Below are 15,893 nucleotides of genomic sequence, written 5' to 3'. Positions count from 1 at the left end.
TATTCAATAAATAAGAATTTATTTGTTGAATAGTATCTATTGCAACTCCAACCATGATTAGTAAAGAAGTACCTCCATAAAAATACCCCCAAGCACCTTGCACTCCAAGTAAACTTACTGCAACAGCTGGGAACACAGCTACTAAAGCAAGAAATAACGAACCTGGAAAAGTAATTAAAGACATAATTTTATCTAGGTAATCTCCAGTTTCAACACCTGGTTTAACACCTGGAATGAAACCTCCACTTCTTTTTAAATCATCAGCCATCTTATTAGTTGGCACTGTAATTGCGGTGTAAAAATACGTAAAAATTACGATTAACAAAGCAAAAACAATATTATATACTAAACCAAATGGATCGTTGAACATTCCAGCAATAGAAAGCGCGGTATCTGATTCTTTAGCCAAACCAGAAACGGCAGCAGGAATAAACATAATAGCTTGTGCAAAAATGATCGGCATAACACCTGATGCATTTAGTTTTAATGGGATAAACTGTCTGTTACCACCCATCATGTCTTCTTCAAAATCCCCAGAAACTGTACGTCTAGCATACTGTACTGGAATTTTTCTTACAGCCATTACTAATAAAATACATGCAATTATCACTAAGAACCAAAGTATTAATTCGATTACAATCATCATAACACCTCCATTTGCTTGAGAAGTTCTAGATGAAAACTCTTGAATAAATGCTTGTGGCATTCTTGCAATAATACCTACCATTATCAATAAAGAGATACCGTTACCAATACCTTTATCAGTAATTTTTTCTCCTAACCACATTGCAAAAATAGTCCCAGTTACTAAGATAAGAACTGAAGAAAAGATGAATGTAGGACCAGTTAACATAAATGCTTCTCCTGGTAAAGTTCTGTACAAGTTATAGATATAACCTGGTCCTTGAACTAAAGTAATTAAGATTGTTAACCATCTTGTAATTTGGTTAATTTTCTTTCTACCACTTTCACCGTCTTTTTGTAATTTTTGTAAATATGGCACCGCAATTCCCATTAATTGAACTACGATAGAAGCTGATATATAAGGCATGATACCTAATGCAAATACAGAAGCTTGCGAGAACGCACCTCCTGTAAATACATTAATTAACCATCCGATACCTTCATCAGTTTGGTTTGTAAGATTTGTCAATTTAGTAGCATCAATCCCCGGAAGGGTAACTTGCGCACCAAAACGGTACACTAATAATAATCCAAGAGTTAACAAAATACGATTTTTTAACTCTTCGATTTTCCAAACGTTGATGAATGAATCTATAAATTTCTTCATTTTACTAAAGGATTATAAAGTTACAGCTTCTCCACCAGCAGCCTCGATAGCCGCTTTTGCAGATGCAGTAAATTTGTGAGCACTTACTTTAAGTTTTGTTTTTAGCTCACCTCTTCCTAAAATCTTTACTAAGCTATTTTTTGTAGCTAAACGAGTATCTACAAATACAGAAAAATCAACTGTATCAGTTACTACACCGTTATCTACTAATAATTGTAACGAATCAAGATTAATACCTTGATATTCTACTCTATTGATGTTCTTGAAACCAAACTTAGGAACACGTCTTTGAAGTGGCATTTGACCTCCTTCAAAACCAATTTTCTTAGAGTATCCAGAACGAGACTTAGCTCCTTTGTGACCACGTGCAGCAGTACCACCTTTACCAGAACCTTCTCCTCTACCTACTCTTTTATTTTGGTTGTGAACTGAACCTTCAGCTGGTTGTAAGTTACTTAAATTCATAACTGTATAGTGTTATTTAGTTTCTTCAACAGAAACTAAGTGTTTAACTTTATTTACCATTCCAAGGATAGCAGGATTTGCATCATGCTCAACAACTTGTCCCATTTTACGAAGACCTAAAGCTTCCAAAGTTCTCTTTTGATCAAGAGGACAATTGATTTTACTTCTTACTTGTTTTACTTTTAATTTTGCCATGATTTCCTGTTAATTAACCTTTGAATACTTTTTCTAAAGATACTCCTCTTTGTTTAGCTACAGTAGCAGCACTTCTCATTTGTAATAAAGCATCAAAAGTTGCTTTTACTACATTGTGAGGGTTAGATGAACCTTGCGATTTAGATAATACATCGTGAACACCTACAGACTCCAATACCGCACGAACAGCACCACCAGCAATAACTCCAGTACCATGAGAAGCAGGCATTAAGAATACTCTAGCACCACCAAATTTACCTTTTTGCTCATGAGGAACAGATTGACCTTGAAGAGGAATTCTCACTAAATTTTTCTTAGCATCTTCCACCGCTTTAGCGATTGCTTCAGAAACATCTTTTGATTTTCCTAATCCATGACCTACTACTCCGTTTTCATCACCAACTACTACGATAGCAGAGAAACCAAATGCTCTACCTCCTTTAGTAACTTTAGTAACACGATTTACACTCACCAAACGATCTTTTAATTCAAGACCTCCTGGTTTTACAATCTCTACGTTTTTATAATTATGATACATAATTTCTTAGAATTTAAGTCCAGCTTCTCTAGCTCCTTCAGCTAATGATTTCACACGTCCATGGTACAAATACCCACCTCTATCAAAAGAGATTGTAGTGATACCTGCTTTAAGAGCTTTTTCAGCAACTAATTTACCAACTGCTTTTGCAGTTTCAACAGCAGTTCCTTGTGCAACACCTTTATCTCTTGATGAAGCTGCTACTAAAGTAGTACCGTTTACATCATCTATGATTTGAGCATAGATTTCTTTATTACTTCTGAATACAGAAAGTCTTGGTTGAGCAGCAGTTCCGCTTACAATCTTTCTGATTCTGAACTTAATTCTTTGTCTTCTTTCAGATTTTGTTAATGACATAGTCTTAATTTTTAAGCTGATTTACCTGCTTTTCTTCTTAGTTCTTCTCCTACAAACTTAACTCCTTTTCCTTTATATGGCTCAGGTTTGCGGAAACCTCTGATCTTCGCAGCTACTTGACCTAATAATTGTTTGTCGAATGAAGATAATTTCACTATCGGATTTTTACCTTTTTCTGATACTGTTTCAACAGTAACTTCTTTTACAACTTCTAGAACGATGTTGTGAGAGAAACCTAAAGCTAAATCAAGTTTTTGACCTTGATTAGAAGCTCTATATCCAACTCCAACTAATTCTAATTCTTTTGTAAAACCTTCAGAAACACCAACAATCATGTTGTTGATTAATGAACGATAAAGTCCGTGTTTCGCTCTCTCAGTTTTGTAATCAGATGAACGTTCAACGATAACTTGGTTATCTTCGATTTTAACGGTTACATCAGAAAATTCTTGAGTAAGCTCGCCTAATTTTCCTTTTACTGTAATTACAGCATCTTTAACTTCTACAGTTACTCCTGCTGGAATTGCAATTGGATTTTTACCTATTCTTGACATTGTCTCGTCTTTTTATTAATATACGTAACAAATTACCTCTCCACCAACATTTAATTGCTTAGCTTGTTTTCCTGTCATCAATCCTTTTGATGTAGAAACAATAGCAATACCTAAACCATTTAAGATTCTTGGTAAGTCTGATGAACCAGCATATTTACGTAAACCTGGTTTACTAATTCTTTGGATATCTTTGATTACAGACTCTTTCGTGTCTTTATCATATTTAAGTGCAATTTTGATTGTACCTTGAACAGTAGAATCGTCAAATTTGTAACTTAAGATATATCCTTGATCGAATAAAATCTTTGTGATTTCTTTCTTCATATTAGAAGCAGGAATTTCAACCACTTTGTGGTTGGCTCTTACTGCATTTCTAACACGCGTTAGATAATCGGCAATTGGATCTGTATACATATGTATAGATTTGCGGTTATGGTTTTCAATCCGCCCTCAGCGGATTGAACCTTTAACCAATTAAACTTATTTTTTGGATTGCAAAAGTAATAACTTTTTTTGGAATTACCAAGATGCTTTTTTAACACCTGGAATTAATCCTTGATTTGCCATTTCACGGAATGTTACACGAGAAATACCAAACTGACGCATATACCCTCTTGGTCTACCTGTTAATTTACAACGATTGTGTACTCTAACTGGACAAGAATTTTTTGGTAATTTTTGTAATCCTTCGAAATCTCCAGCTTCTTTTAAAGCTTTTCTTTTCTCAGCATACTTTTCTACTAATGCAATTCTTTTCACCTCACGGGCTTTCATTGATTCTTTAGCCATGTCTTAATTCTTTTTAAAAGGTAATCCTAATTCCGCTAATAATGCTTTTGCTTCTTTGTCTGTTTCAGCAGAAGTTACAAAAGTAATATCAAAACCAGCAATTTTATTTACTTTATCAATATCAATTTCTGGGAAAATGATTTGTTCTAACACTCCTAAATTGTAGTTTCCTCTACCATCAAATCCAGTTGATTTGATTCCGTTGAAGTCTCTTACACGTGGTAAAGATGAAGTAATCAATCTATCTAAGAATTCATACATTCTTTCTCCACGTAACGTTACTTTAGCTCCAATTGGCATACCTTTTCTTAATTTGAATGACGCAACGTCTTTCTTAGAAATAGTAGCAACTGCTTTTTGCCCAGTAATTTTTGTTAATTCTTCAACAGCGTAATCTACTAATTTTTTATCAGATACAGCTGCACCAACTCCACGGCTTACAACAATTTTTTCAAGTTTAGGAACTTGCATTACATTTTTGTAACCGAACTCTTCTGTAAGAGCAGCAATAACTCTACTCTTATATTCTTCTTTTAGTCTAGGAATATATGCCATAACTATAGTACTTGATTAGATTTTTTTGAAAATCTCACTTTCTTGTCTCCTTCTTGTTTGAAACCAACTTTAGTAACTTCTTTTGACTTTGGGTCAATTAAAGACAAGTTAGACACATGAATAGGAGCTTCTTTCTTAACGATTCCTCCTTGAGGGTTTTTAGCACTTGGTTTTGTATGTTTCGAAACCATGTTAACTCCTTCAACAACCGCTTTGTTTTTCTCACGAAGAACTCTAAGAACTTTACCTTCAGAACCTTTGTGGTCTCCAGCAATAACTCTTACGATATCTCCTGATTTAATTTTTAGCTTTATCATTTGTATAAGAATTAAAGCACTTCAGGTGCTAATGATACAATTTTCATGAATTGTTTTTCACGAAGTTCTCTGGCAACCGGACCAAAAACACGAGTTCCTCTCATTTCTCCTGCAGCGTTTAACAATACACATGCGTTATCGTCAAAACGGATGTAAGATCCATCAGCTCTTCTCACTTCTTTTTTGGTACGTACAACTACTGCAGTTGATACCGCTCCTTTTTTAACGTTTCCGTTTGGAGTTGCATCTTTAATAGAAACTACAATTTTGTCACCAACAGAGGCATAACGACGTTTCGTTCCTCCTAAAACACGGATCGTAAGAACTTCTTTCGCTCCTGTGTTATCTGCTACTTTTAATCTTGACTCTTGTTGTACCATAATTACTTCGCTCTTTCAATGATTTCAACTAATCTCCAACATTTAGATTTACTTAATGGACGTGTCTCCATAATTCTTACAGTATCTCCAATGTTACAATCGTTTGTTTCGTCGTGTGCAACATATTTCTTAGTTTTCAACACGAACTTACCGTATAATGGGTGTTTCACTTTTGTAGTTTGTGACACAACAATAGATTTCTCCATTTTGTTTGAAGTCACCACACCAATTCTCTCTTTTCTTAAATTTCTTTTTTCCATCTTTCAGCTAGTGTACAATTATTGTAACTCTCTTTTAGTTAACTCTGTGTGTAATCTCGCAACTGATCTTCTTAAAGTTCTTAACTGAAGAGGATTTTGAATTGGAGATATTGCATGAGCATTTTTTAGGTCGGTATACGTTTTCTTTAACTGACTAAGTTGTTCTTGTAACTCAGCTGCAGATAGATTTTTAATTTCTGATTGTTTCATAATAAATTTTGATTATGCTTCGAAATCTCTAGCAACGATAAACTTAGTTTTAACAGGAAGTTTTTGAGCTGCTAAGCGTAAAGCTTCTTTAGCAACAGATAGAGGCACTCCTCCAACTTCAAACATAATTTTACCAGGTTTAACAACTGCAGCCCAATATTCAACTGCACCTTTACCTTTACCCATACGTACTTCTAATGGTTTCTTTGTAATAGGCTTATCTGGAAATATTTTGATCCATAATTGACCCTCTCTCTTCATGAAACGTGTTGCTGCGATACGAGCTGCTTCAATTTGACGAGAAGTAATAAATGAAGAATCTAAAGATTTGATACCAAACATTCCGTTAGAAAGCTCGTGTCCTCTTTGAGAAACGCCTTTCATTCTACCTTTCTGTACCTTACGGTATTTTGTTCTTTTAGGCTGTAACATTTTTCTTTAGTTTAAATAATTACTTTCTTTTGCGTGCGTTTGGTTTACCGTCTCTTTTAGGAGCAGATGATCCTGATGATTTAGACTGTTTTTTGTCCATACCAACTAACGGAGAAAGATCTCTTTTTCCATAAACCTCACCTTTCATTATCCATACTTTGATACCCATTCTACCATAAGTAGTATGTGCTTCAGCTAATGAATAATCAATATCAGCTCTGAAAGTTGACAAAGGAATTCTACCTTCTTTAAAGTGTTCAGAACGTGCCATTTCAGCACCGTTTAAACGCCCAGAAATCATAACTTTGATACCTTCAGCATTCATTCTCATTGCAGCCGCGATAGCCATTTTAATAGCTCTTCTGTAAGAGATTCTGCTTTCGATTTGACGAGCGATAGAAGTTGCCACTAAGTAAGCATCTAACTCAGGTCTTTTGATTTCAAAGATGTTTATTTGAACTTCTTTGTCAGTAATTTTCTTAAGTTCTTCTTTTAACTTGTCTACCTCTTGACCACCTTTTCCGATAATGATACCAGGTCTAGCAGTAGTGATAGTAACGGTTACAAGTTTTAAAGTTCTCTCGATAATTATTTTAGATACACTAGCTTTAGATAAACGTGCATGGATGTATTTACGGATTTTAGCATCTTCAGCGATTTTATCACCGTAATCATTTCCTCCATACCAGTTTGAGTCCCATCCTCTGATGATACCAAGTCTATTTCCGATTGGATTTGTCTTTTGTCCCATACTGTTTATTAATTGCTTTGTGTGTTATTATTTGATCCTAACACGATTGTTACGTGGTTAGAACGCTTTCTAATTCTGTGTGCGCGACCTTGTGGAGCTGGACGAAGTCTTTTTAACATCATTCCACCATCTACAGTAATCGTTTTTACAAATAAGCCAGCTTCTTCTAAATTAGCATCAGCATTTTTTTGCTGATAGTTATTAATTGCTGATAACAACAATTTCTCTAATTTTCTTGAAGCTTCTTTTTGACTAAATCTTAATATATTAAGAGCCATTTCTACTTTCTGACCTCTAACTAAATCTGCAACTAAACGCATTTTTCTAGGTGAAGTAGGGCAGTTATTTAATTTAGCGAAAGCCACTTGTGCTTTAGCCTCTTTAGTCTGCTCTGCTCTTTCTCTTTTACGAACTCCCATAGCTTCCTATTATTTTTTACCTTTATTTTTAGCCCCAGCATGACCTCTAAAAGATCTTGTTGGTGAAAACTCTCCTAATTTGTGTCCTACCATGTTCTCAGTTACATATACTGGAACAAATTGACGACCATTGTGAACTGCGATAGTTTGCCCAACAAAATCTGGAGTAATCATAGATGCTCTAGACCAAGTCTTTACAACACCTTTGTTACCACCTGCGATATTTTCTTGAACTTTCTTCTCTAATTTATAGTGAACGAATGGTCCTTTTTTTAATGAACGTGCCATGTCTATCTAATTATTTCTTTCTACGTTCTACAATATACTTATTACTCGGGTTAACTTTAGAACGAGTTCTATAACCTTTAGCAGGTAAACCTTTTCTTGAACGTGGGTGACCTCCTGAAGAACGTCCTTCACCACCTCCCATTGGGTGATCAACTGGGTTCATTGCTACTGGTCTTGTTCTTGGTCTTCTACCTAACCATCTTGATCTACCAGCTTTACCTGATACGATTAATTGGTGGTCTGAGTTAGAAACTGCTCCGATTGTAGCCATACAAGTTAACAAGATTAATCTTGTTTCTCCTGAAGGCATTTTGATTGTAGCATATTTCCCATCTCTTGCCATTAACTGAGCGAAAGTTCCTGCTGAACGAGCGATTACAGCTCCTTGACCTGGTCTTAATTCGATACACGAAATAACAGTTCCTAGAGGAATTTTACTTAAAGGCATTGCATTTCCAATCTCTGGAGATGCTTCTTCACCTGAAACTACAGTTTGTCCAACTTGTAATCCATTTTGAGCAATGATGTAAGTTTTAGCTCCATCTGCATAATACAATAATGAAATAAAAGCTGAACGATTTGGATCGTACTCGATTGTTTTAACTGTTGCTGGAATTCCAACTTTAGCTCTTTTGAAATCGATAATACGATACTTTTGTTTGTGACCACCGCCTGTGTAACGCATGGTCATCTTTCCTTGACTATTTCTACCTCCTGAGTTTTTTTTCGGTGCGATTAATGAACGCTCCGGCTTATCAGTTGTAATAGTGTCAAAGCTATTTACAACTCTAAAACGCTGACCCGGGGTAATAGGTTTTAATTTTCTAACTGACATTTTCTATTAGATATTAGTATAAAAATCTATTGTTTCTCCCTCTTGTACTTGAACAACTGCTTTTTTGTAAGCATTTGTTTTGCCACTGATTAAACCACTTTTGGTATATTTAACACTTCTATCAGCTCTGTAGTTCATTGTATTAACTGCAACCACATTCACACCATAAGCTGCTTCGATAGCATTTTTGATTTGAATTTTATTTGCATTTTTTGCAACTACAAAACCAAAACGGTTAAAAACTTCACCATCTTTAGTTATTTTTTCAGTTATAATAGGCTTAATTATGATACTCATAATCTTATTATTTACTTAAATTAGCTTCAATTCCGTCTACAGCACCCTCTAAAAGAACTAAACTTTTTGCATTTAAAATTGCATAAGTACTTAATTCTGAAGTAGTTACAACGCTAGACGCTTTTAAATTGCGTGACGACAAATATACATTTTTATTTGTATCACCCAACACAAATAATGATTTTTTGTTCTCTAACCCTAAAGCTTTCAATACGTTAATGAAATTTTTAGTGCTTGGTGTATCAAATGTAAAATCTTCAACCACTACCAAATTAGACTCATTTACCTTTAAAGATAAAGCTGATTTTCTAGCTAATCTTTTTAAGTTTTTGTTTAATTTGAATGAGTAGCTTCTTGGTCTTGGTCCAAAAACTGTACCTCCACCTTTAAACAAAGGATTTTTAGCAGATCCTGCACGAGCAGTACCTGTTCCTTTTTGTTTTTTGATTTTACGAGTACTTCCTGCAACCTCAGCTCTTTCTTTAGCTTTGTGAGTACCTTGTCTTTGATTAGCCAAATATTGCTTTACATCCAAGTAAACCGCATGTTTGTTTGGCTCAATTGCGAAAACTGAATCAGAAAGTTGAACTTTTCTTCCAGTTTCTTTTCCGTTGATATCTAAAACTTTTACTTCCATTACTTCTGAACGATTACATAAGAGTTTTTGTGTCCAGGAATCGCTCCTTTAACTAAAAGCAAGTTCTTTTCAGCAACCACTTTTAAAACTCTAAGGTTTTGTACTGTTACATTTTCTCCTCCCATTCTACCTGCCATGCGCATTCCTTTGAATACTCTTGACGGATAAGATGAAGCTCCAACAGAACCCGGCGCTCTTAAACGGTTATGTTGACCGTGAGTTGACTGACCAACCCCGCCAAAACCATGACGTTTAACAACCCCTTGGAATCCTTTTCCTTTAGAAACTCCAACAACATCAACAAATTCACCTTCAGCGAATAAGTCAACAGCGATTACATCGCCTAATTTGTACTCCGTTTCAAAACCTTTGAATTCAACTACTTTCTTTTTCGCAACTGTTCCAGCTTTCTTAAAGTGACCTAACTCAGCTTTAATTGAATGCTTTTCAGTTTTGTCATCGAAACCTAATTGGATAGCTTCATAGCCATCTACATCTTTGGTTCTGACTTGGGTAACAACGCATGGACCACACTCGATTACAGTACAAGGAATGTTTTTCCCGTTCTCATCAAAGATGCTAGTCATGCCAATTTTTCTTCCGATTAACCCAGACATATTAAACTAATTATTAATTAAACTCTTATTTATAATACAAATAGTATTTGCACACTACTCATTTTGAGGGTGCAAATATATAAATTATTTTTTAATTATCGCAAAAATAAATAGTTAAGTAAAAAATCCTTCAAAAAAGGACATTTTACTTACTAAAAATGATAAGAAAAAAAACCGTAATGCTTTCACATTAACGGTTTTTTATAGCAATCATTGCATTTTTGCAATGGTGTTTATCACACTTTAATTTCTACTTCAACTCCTGAAGGTAACTCTAATTTCATTAAAGCATCGATAGTTTTAGAAGAAGAACTGTAGATATCTAACAATCTCTTATAAGAACTTAATTCGAATTGCTCTCTTGATTTTTTGTTAACGTGTGGAGAACGTAATACAGTAAAAATCTTTTTGTGAGTAGGTAACGGAATTGGACCTGTTACCACAGCACCTGTACTTTTTACAGTCTTAACGATTTTCTCAGCAGATTTATCTACTAAGTTATGATCGTATGATTTTAATTTTATTCTGATTTTTTGACTCATCTCTTTAAAAATTAAGCGTTACCTTTTGCTTTTTTGATTACAGCTTCTGAAATGTTAGAAGGTGTTTCTTCATAGTGAGAGAACTCCATTGTAGATGTAGCTCTACCAGATGATAATGTTCTTAATGTAGTAACATAACCAAACATTTCTGATAAAGGAACATTAGCTTTGATAGTTTTAGCACCATTTCTATCACCCATATCATTTACTTGACCTCTACGACGGTTCAAGTCACCTACGATATCCCCCATGTTTTCTTCTGGAGTAATAACTTCAATTTTCATGATTGGTTCAAGAATAACAGCTCCTGCAGCTTTAGCTACTTCTTTATAACCCATTTTAGCTGCTAATTCGAATGACAATGCATCAGAATCCACAGGGTGGAACGAACCATCTAATAAAGTAACTTTTAAACTGTCTACAGCATAACCAGCTAAAGGACCTTGCTTCATAGCTTCTCTAAATCCTTTTTCTACAGCAGGAATATATTCTTTTGGTACGTTACCACCCTTAACTTCGTTGATAAACTGTAATCCAACAAATGGTTTACCATCAACTTCGTCAGCAGGCTCAAGACGGAATACGATATCCCCGAATTTACCACGACCTCCAGATTGTTTTTTATAAACTTCTCTATGTTGAGCTGATTTAGTGAAAGCTTCTTTGTACTCTACTTGAGGCTCACCTTGGTTAACTTCCACTTTGAACTCACGTTTCATACGATCAATTAAGATATCTAAGTGAAGCTCACCCATACCAGAAATAATAGTTTGACCAGAAGCCTCATCAGTTCTAACTGTAAACGTAGGATCTTCCTCAGCTAATTTAGCTAAAGCCATACCCATTTTATCTACGTCAGCTTTTGTTTTAGGCTCGATCGCGATACCAATTACTGGATCAGGGAATTTCATAGACTCAAGGATAATTGGGTGTTTTTCATCACACATTGTATCTCCAGTCTTGATATCTTTAAATCCAACAGCAGCTCCAATATCTCCAGCCTCAATAAATTCGATTGGATTTTGTTTGTTAGCGTGCATTTGGTAGATACGAGAAATTCTCTCTTTGTTTCCTGAACGTGTATTCAAGATATAAGAACCAGCATCTAAACGACCTGAATAAGCACGGAAGAAAGCTAAACGACCAACATAAGGATCAGTAGCAATTTTGAATGCTAAAGCCGCGAAAGGCTCTTTTGTATCAGGACGACGGATAATTTTCTTTTGATCTTCTTCTAATAAATCAGCATCATCAGGATGAATTCCTTCGATACCTTCTTTATCTAATGGAGATGGTAAATACTTACAAACTGCATCTAACATAAATTGAACTCCTTTGTTTTTGAAAGAAGAACCAGCGATCATAGGAATGATAGCCATGTCGATTGTAGCAGCACGTAAAGCATTGTTGATTTCTTCCTCAGTAATTGAGTTTTCATCTTCCATATACTTTTCTAATAGGTTTTCGTCGTAAGTAGCAATCTCTTCAATTAAAATTGAACGATACTCTTTTACTTCGTCAACCATATCAGCAGGAATATCGATAATATCGAAAGTAGCACCTTGTGTTTCATCATGCCACACAATAGCTTGATTTTTCACTAAGTCAACTACTCCTTTGAAATCAGCCTCTTCACCAATTGGTAAAGTAATCGCTACTGCGTTTGATTTCAACATATCTTTAACTTGCTGACAAACTCCTAAGAAGTTAGAACCTTGACGGTCCATTTTATTTACGAATCCCATACGAGGAACTCTGTACTGATCTGCTAATCTCCAGTTAGTTTCAGATTGAGGCTCAACACCATCAACCGCACTAAATAAGAATACTAAACCATCTAATACACGTAACGAACGGTTTACCTCTACTGTAAAGTCAACGTGACCAGGAGTATCGATAATGTTAAAGTGATACGGTTTAGATTCAGGTAAAATTTTACCTTGGTTTGTTGGGAAATTCCACTCACAAGTTGTAGCGGCCGAAGTAATAGTAATACCTCTTTCTTGCTCTTGTGCCATCCAGTCCATTGTTGCAGCACCATCGTGTACTTCACCAATTTTGTGTGATTTTCCTGTATAGAATAAGATACGCTCAGTTGTTGTTGTTTTACCAGCATCAATGTGAGCCGCAATTCCTATGTTTCTTGTATATTTTAAATCTCTAGCCATTTCTTTATGAATTAAAATCTAAAGTGAGAGAAAGCTTTATTAGCTTCTGCCATTTTGTGAGTATCCATTCTTTTCTTAACAGCAGCACCTTCTTCTTTAGCAGCAGCTAAAATTTCAGACGCTAACTTAGCAGCCATCGATTTTTCATTTCTTTTTCTTGCATACAAAATCATCCATTTGATAGCGTAAGAAATTTTTCTATCTGGACGAATTGGCATTGGAATTTGAAATGTAGCTCCACCTACACGACGAGAACGAACCTCTACGTGTGGCATTACATTTGTTAATGCATCTTTCCAAATTTCTAATGCAGATTTTTCTGCATCTTGCTTTTTGTTTTCTACGATTTCTAATGCATCATAGAACACTTTAAAAGCAGTTGATTTTTTACCATCCCACATTAAGTTGTTCACAAAACGTGTAACTAACTGATCGTTAAATTTTGGATCTGGTAAAAGAGGTCTTTTTTTGGCCTGTCTTTTTCTCATGTCTTTTGTTTAAAAGATTTTAAATTACTTTTTCTTTCCAGCTGCAGCAGGTGCTTGTCCTGGTTTTGGACGTTTTGCTCCATACTTAGATCTACGTTGTGTTCTACCTGCAACACCCGCAGTATCTAATGCTCCACGCACGATGTGGTAACGTACTCCTGGTAAATCTTTTACTCTTCCACCTCTAACTAATACTATCGAGTGCTCTTGTAGATTGTGACCCTCTCCAGGAATGTATGCATTCACCTCGTTACCGTTTGTTAAACGAACCCTAGCCACCTTTCTCATCGCTGAGTTTGGTTTTTTAGGAGTTGTTGTGTAAACACGAGTACACACACCTCTTCTTTGAGGACAAGAATCTAAAGCAGCCGATTTACTCTTCTTAGTTATTTGGGTTCTCCCTGTTCTTACTAATTGTTGAATTGTTGGCATAATTAAATACTAAAAATTTTTAATGTTTAAAATTCCCGCTTTTTACGGGGTTGCAAATGTAGGAATTATTTTTTACTTTCCAAATCATAATTTATTAATTTTCAATGCAATTGTTTTTTTAGTGTTTTGATTGGCATTGAGTTAGAAAAAAGAAATACAAAAATTCAGATGAATTACTGCATTAGACTCTAAAACAAGTTCAGAATAACAAAGTAGATATAAAATTATTTTACTTTTTTTTGTTTCTTTACTGCTATGAAATTACTCTTGGGTTTACTACTATTTTTTTGTTTCCAATTTTCGTTGGGACAAAATTTCTATTTAAACATAAAAGGAACTTCTGAAATCGAAAACAAAACCATTGATAGTTTGCAATACGAAAACAAACACACTTCAGTAGCTTCTATTTTAGAAGAACAAAAACGATTTGAAAACAAGTTAACGAATCAAGGTTTTTTCGATTGGCAGTTATTGGAACAGAAAAAAGTGAACGACAGCAGTTTTGTTTTTTACTACCGATTGGGAAATACAATAAAAAACAACACTATATATATAGGTAAACTTTCTGCTGAAGAAAAATCGCTATTACAATTAGAGAAAGACATTTTAACTATTGCCACGAATGAAGTTGAAAATTTCATGAAGAGCAAAATTGCACTTTTAGAGAAGAAAGGGTATTCGCTTGCTAATTTACAGTTAGTCAATCAGCGAAGAATTGGAAATAATTTAATTTCTGATTTACAAGTAAAACTAAATGCTAAAAGAAATATTACCGATTTAGTCATTGTAGGTTATGATAAATTTCCAGCTGGGATTAAAAAAGCAATTACCAAAAAAGCAAAAAAAGCCACTTTCAATCAAGACAATTTAAAACAGATTAACGATACTTTTGACAAGTTGCAATTTGTGAATCAAATCAAATATCCCGAAATTTTATTCACCACTGATTCCACTAAGATTTTTGTATATTTAGAAAAATCGAAACCCAATAAATTTGATGGTTTTATAGGATTTTCAAACGACGACCAAAGCAAACTGACTTTTAATGGTTATTTGGATTTGCAATTGCAAAACATTTTAAACACCGGAGAAAAATTCAACTTATATTGGAAAAACGATGGTAACCGGCAAACTTCGTTTAACATTGGAACGGAATTACCTTATATTTTCAAAACTCCGATTGGAATTAAAGCCAATTTGAGAATTTTTAAACAAGATTCCACTTTTCAGAATACCGTGACCGATTTGAATTTAGGTTATTATTTCGCATACAACACAAAAGCTTTTATTGGTTATCAAAAAACCACATCGGTGGATATTCAAAATACAAATTCGTTTAATTTGAACGATTTTACCAATACTTTTTTGACTGCGAGTTTTGAACATCTTGAGCTAAATCCTGATAGTTTTATTTTTTCTGAAAAAGCAAAAGTTTTTGTGAAATTTGGAACAGGAAATCGAACGATTGCATCTCAAAAAACGAGTCAGTTTTTTACCCAATTGGATGTGAATTATAGTTTTAATCTGAATCAGAAAAACAGCATATTTGTTCGAAATCAGACTTATTATTTACAAAGTGATGATTATATAATTAACGAACTTTTCCGATTTGGAGGAATTAATTCGATTAGAGGTTTTAACGAAAATAGTTTACAAGCCAATGCTTTTACCGGAATCATAGCGGAGTATCGTTATTTATTAGCTTCTAATTTATATTTACATTCTATTACCGATTTTGGCTATTTTCAAGACAAAACTTCCAATACAGAAGATCGATTATTAGGCTTAGGTTTTGGATTTGGATTATTTACCAAAAACGGTTTGTTCAATTTAGTTTATGCTAATGGAAGCACGAGCGAACAAGCGATAAAACTTTCGAATTCAATTGTACATATTAGCTTTAAGACGAATTTTTAAAAAGTAATTTTCCACAGATTCGCAGATTTTCATAAAACTTAAATAATAAAAAAAATCTGCGAATCTGCGGTTAAAACATAATAACTAAAATCCTATCTTTGCCACATGGAAAAAGACAACCAAATATTCGGGATTAGAGCAATAATTGAAGCAATTAAC

General features: G+C 34.4%; 26 protein-coding genes. 1 reads left to right on the top strand and 25 read right to left on the bottom strand.

Annotated features, from left to right (window positions below):
- The 25 genes from secY to rpsL all read right to left on the bottom strand — a co-directional run.
- Nucleotides 1-1,291, bottom strand: a 1,291-nt coding sequence (secY, locus tag Q0075_RS09520; RefSeq protein ID WP_297869300.1) for a preprotein translocase subunit SecY, incomplete at its 3' end; no start/stop codon positions are given.
- Nucleotides 1,292-1,303: 12 nt separating this feature from the next.
- Entirely contained in the window at nt 1,304-1,756 is a 453-nt protein-coding gene (gene rplO / locus Q0075_RS09515; protein ID WP_073583310.1) for a 50S ribosomal protein L15, read from the bottom strand.
- Between the two features lie 12 nt (nt 1,757-1,768).
- Entirely contained in the window at nt 1,769-1,951 is a 183-nt protein-coding gene (rpmD, locus tag Q0075_RS09510) for a 50S ribosomal protein L30 (RefSeq protein ID WP_111566953.1), read from the bottom strand.
- Nucleotides 1,952-1,964: 13 nt separating this feature from the next.
- Nucleotides 1,965-2,489 (bottom strand): 30S ribosomal protein S5, encoded by a 525-nt coding sequence (rpsE, locus tag Q0075_RS09505; protein WP_035693159.1) that lies wholly within the window; start codon nt 2,487-2,489, stop codon nt 1,965-1,967.
- Between the two features lie 6 nt (nt 2,490-2,495).
- On the bottom strand, nt 2,496-2,846 hold the full coding sequence (gene rplR / locus Q0075_RS09500) for a 50S ribosomal protein L18 (protein WP_231836126.1): 351 nt from the start codon (nt 2,844-2,846) through the stop codon (nt 2,496-2,498).
- Nucleotides 2,847-2,857: 11 nt separating this feature from the next.
- Entirely contained in the window at nt 2,858-3,400 is a 543-nt protein-coding gene (rplF, locus tag Q0075_RS09495) for a 50S ribosomal protein L6 (protein WP_250582347.1), read from the bottom strand.
- A 15-nt stretch (nt 3,401-3,415) separates the two neighbouring features.
- Nucleotides 3,416-3,814 (bottom strand): 30S ribosomal protein S8, encoded by a 399-nt coding sequence (rpsH, locus tag Q0075_RS09490; protein ID WP_026725633.1) that lies wholly within the window; start codon nt 3,812-3,814, stop codon nt 3,416-3,418.
- Between the two features lie 105 nt (nt 3,815-3,919).
- Entirely contained in the window at nt 3,920-4,189 is a 270-nt protein-coding gene (gene rpsN / locus Q0075_RS09485; RefSeq protein ID WP_014387709.1) for a 30S ribosomal protein S14, read from the bottom strand.
- A 3-nt stretch (nt 4,190-4,192) separates the two neighbouring features.
- On the bottom strand, nt 4,193-4,744 hold the full coding sequence (gene rplE / locus Q0075_RS09480) for a 50S ribosomal protein L5 (protein WP_194095195.1): 552 nt from the start codon (nt 4,742-4,744) through the stop codon (nt 4,193-4,195).
- Nucleotides 4,745-4,746: 2 nt separating this feature from the next.
- Nucleotides 4,747-5,061, bottom strand: coding sequence for a 50S ribosomal protein L24 (gene rplX, locus Q0075_RS09475; RefSeq protein WP_026725635.1), 315 nt, complete (start codon nt 5,059-5,061; stop codon nt 4,747-4,749).
- Nucleotides 5,062-5,072: 11 nt separating this feature from the next.
- On the bottom strand, nt 5,073-5,441 hold the full coding sequence (gene rplN, locus Q0075_RS09470) for a 50S ribosomal protein L14 (protein WP_007803649.1): 369 nt from the start codon (nt 5,439-5,441) through the stop codon (nt 5,073-5,075).
- A 2-nt stretch (nt 5,442-5,443) separates the two neighbouring features.
- A complete protein-coding gene (gene rpsQ, locus Q0075_RS09465) occupies nt 5,444-5,701 on the bottom strand; it encodes a 30S ribosomal protein S17 (RefSeq protein WP_026725636.1) in 258 nt (85 codons plus the stop codon).
- Nucleotides 5,702-5,719: 18 nt separating this feature from the next.
- Nucleotides 5,720-5,911: a 50S ribosomal protein L29 gene (rpmC, locus tag Q0075_RS09460; protein ID WP_073583320.1), complete on the bottom strand. Its 192-nt coding sequence runs from the start codon at nt 5,909-5,911 to the stop codon at nt 5,720-5,722.
- 12 nt (nt 5,912-5,923) lie between these two features.
- The gene (gene rplP / locus Q0075_RS09455) at nt 5,924-6,343 is read right to left on the bottom strand and encodes a 50S ribosomal protein L16 (RefSeq protein WP_008254483.1); all 420 of its coding nucleotides are present in this window, start codon (nt 6,341-6,343) and stop codon (nt 5,924-5,926) included.
- 19 nt (nt 6,344-6,362) lie between these two features.
- Nucleotides 6,363-7,094, bottom strand: coding sequence for a 30S ribosomal protein S3 (gene rpsC, locus Q0075_RS09450; RefSeq protein ID WP_231842250.1), 732 nt, complete (start codon nt 7,092-7,094; stop codon nt 6,363-6,365).
- Nucleotides 7,095-7,102: 8 nt separating this feature from the next.
- Nucleotides 7,103-7,513 (bottom strand): 50S ribosomal protein L22, encoded by a 411-nt coding sequence (gene rplV / locus Q0075_RS09445; protein WP_194095206.1) that lies wholly within the window; start codon nt 7,511-7,513, stop codon nt 7,103-7,105.
- A gap of 9 nt (nt 7,514-7,522) precedes the next feature.
- Nucleotides 7,523-7,801, bottom strand: a complete 279-nt coding sequence (gene rpsS, locus Q0075_RS09440; protein WP_073583326.1) for a 30S ribosomal protein S19 — start codon at nt 7,799-7,801, stop codon at nt 7,523-7,525.
- Nucleotides 7,802-7,811: 10 nt separating this feature from the next.
- Entirely contained in the window at nt 7,812-8,636 is an 825-nt protein-coding gene (gene rplB, locus Q0075_RS09435; protein WP_026725640.1) for a 50S ribosomal protein L2, read from the bottom strand.
- Nucleotides 8,637-8,642: 6 nt separating this feature from the next.
- A complete protein-coding gene (rplW, locus tag Q0075_RS09430) occupies nt 8,643-8,933 on the bottom strand; it encodes a 50S ribosomal protein L23 (RefSeq protein ID WP_194095209.1) in 291 nt (96 codons plus the stop codon).
- A 7-nt stretch (nt 8,934-8,940) separates the two neighbouring features.
- Entirely contained in the window at nt 8,941-9,570 is a 630-nt protein-coding gene (gene rplD / locus Q0075_RS09425; RefSeq protein WP_297869299.1) for a 50S ribosomal protein L4, read from the bottom strand.
- Nucleotides 9,570-10,187: a 50S ribosomal protein L3 gene (gene rplC, locus Q0075_RS09420; protein ID WP_297869298.1), complete on the bottom strand. Its 618-nt coding sequence runs from the start codon at nt 10,185-10,187 to the stop codon at nt 9,570-9,572. The genes rplD and rplC overlap by 1 nt, the downstream gene beginning before the upstream one ends.
- A gap of 236 nt (nt 10,188-10,423) precedes the next feature.
- Nucleotides 10,424-10,729: a 30S ribosomal protein S10 gene (gene rpsJ / locus Q0075_RS09415; protein WP_009779180.1), complete on the bottom strand. Its 306-nt coding sequence runs from the start codon at nt 10,727-10,729 to the stop codon at nt 10,424-10,426.
- 11 nt (nt 10,730-10,740) lie between these two features.
- Nucleotides 10,741-12,897 carry an elongation factor G gene (gene fusA, locus Q0075_RS09410; protein ID WP_297869297.1) on the bottom strand — a complete coding sequence of 719 codons (2,157 nt, stop codon included), beginning with the start codon at nt 12,895-12,897 and terminating at the stop codon, nt 10,741-10,743.
- Nucleotides 12,898-12,908: 11 nt separating this feature from the next.
- The gene (gene rpsG / locus Q0075_RS09405) at nt 12,909-13,385 is read right to left on the bottom strand and encodes a 30S ribosomal protein S7 (protein WP_291107331.1); all 477 of its coding nucleotides are present in this window, start codon (nt 13,383-13,385) and stop codon (nt 12,909-12,911) included.
- Between the two features lie 24 nt (nt 13,386-13,409).
- Complete coding sequence (gene rpsL / locus Q0075_RS09400) at nt 13,410-13,817, bottom strand: 30S ribosomal protein S12 (RefSeq protein WP_231836113.1); 408 nt, start codon at nt 13,815-13,817, stop codon at nt 13,410-13,412.
- Between the two features lie 303 nt (nt 13,818-14,120).
- Between rpsL and Q0075_RS09395 the strand changes: the two genes are divergently transcribed.
- Complete coding sequence (locus Q0075_RS09395) at nt 14,121-15,734, top strand: hypothetical protein (RefSeq protein WP_297869296.1); 1,614 nt, start codon at nt 14,121-14,123, stop codon at nt 15,732-15,734.
- Nucleotides 15,735-15,893 lie beyond the last annotated feature (159 nt).

It is taken from the genome of uncultured Flavobacterium sp. (genome assembly GCF_937967675.1).
In the GTDB taxonomy this organism is placed as follows: domain Bacteria; phylum Bacteroidota; class Bacteroidia; order Flavobacteriales; family Flavobacteriaceae; genus Flavobacterium.
Note: the sequence above shows the minus strand (reverse complement) of the source record. Positions and strands in the feature narration are given on the sequence as shown.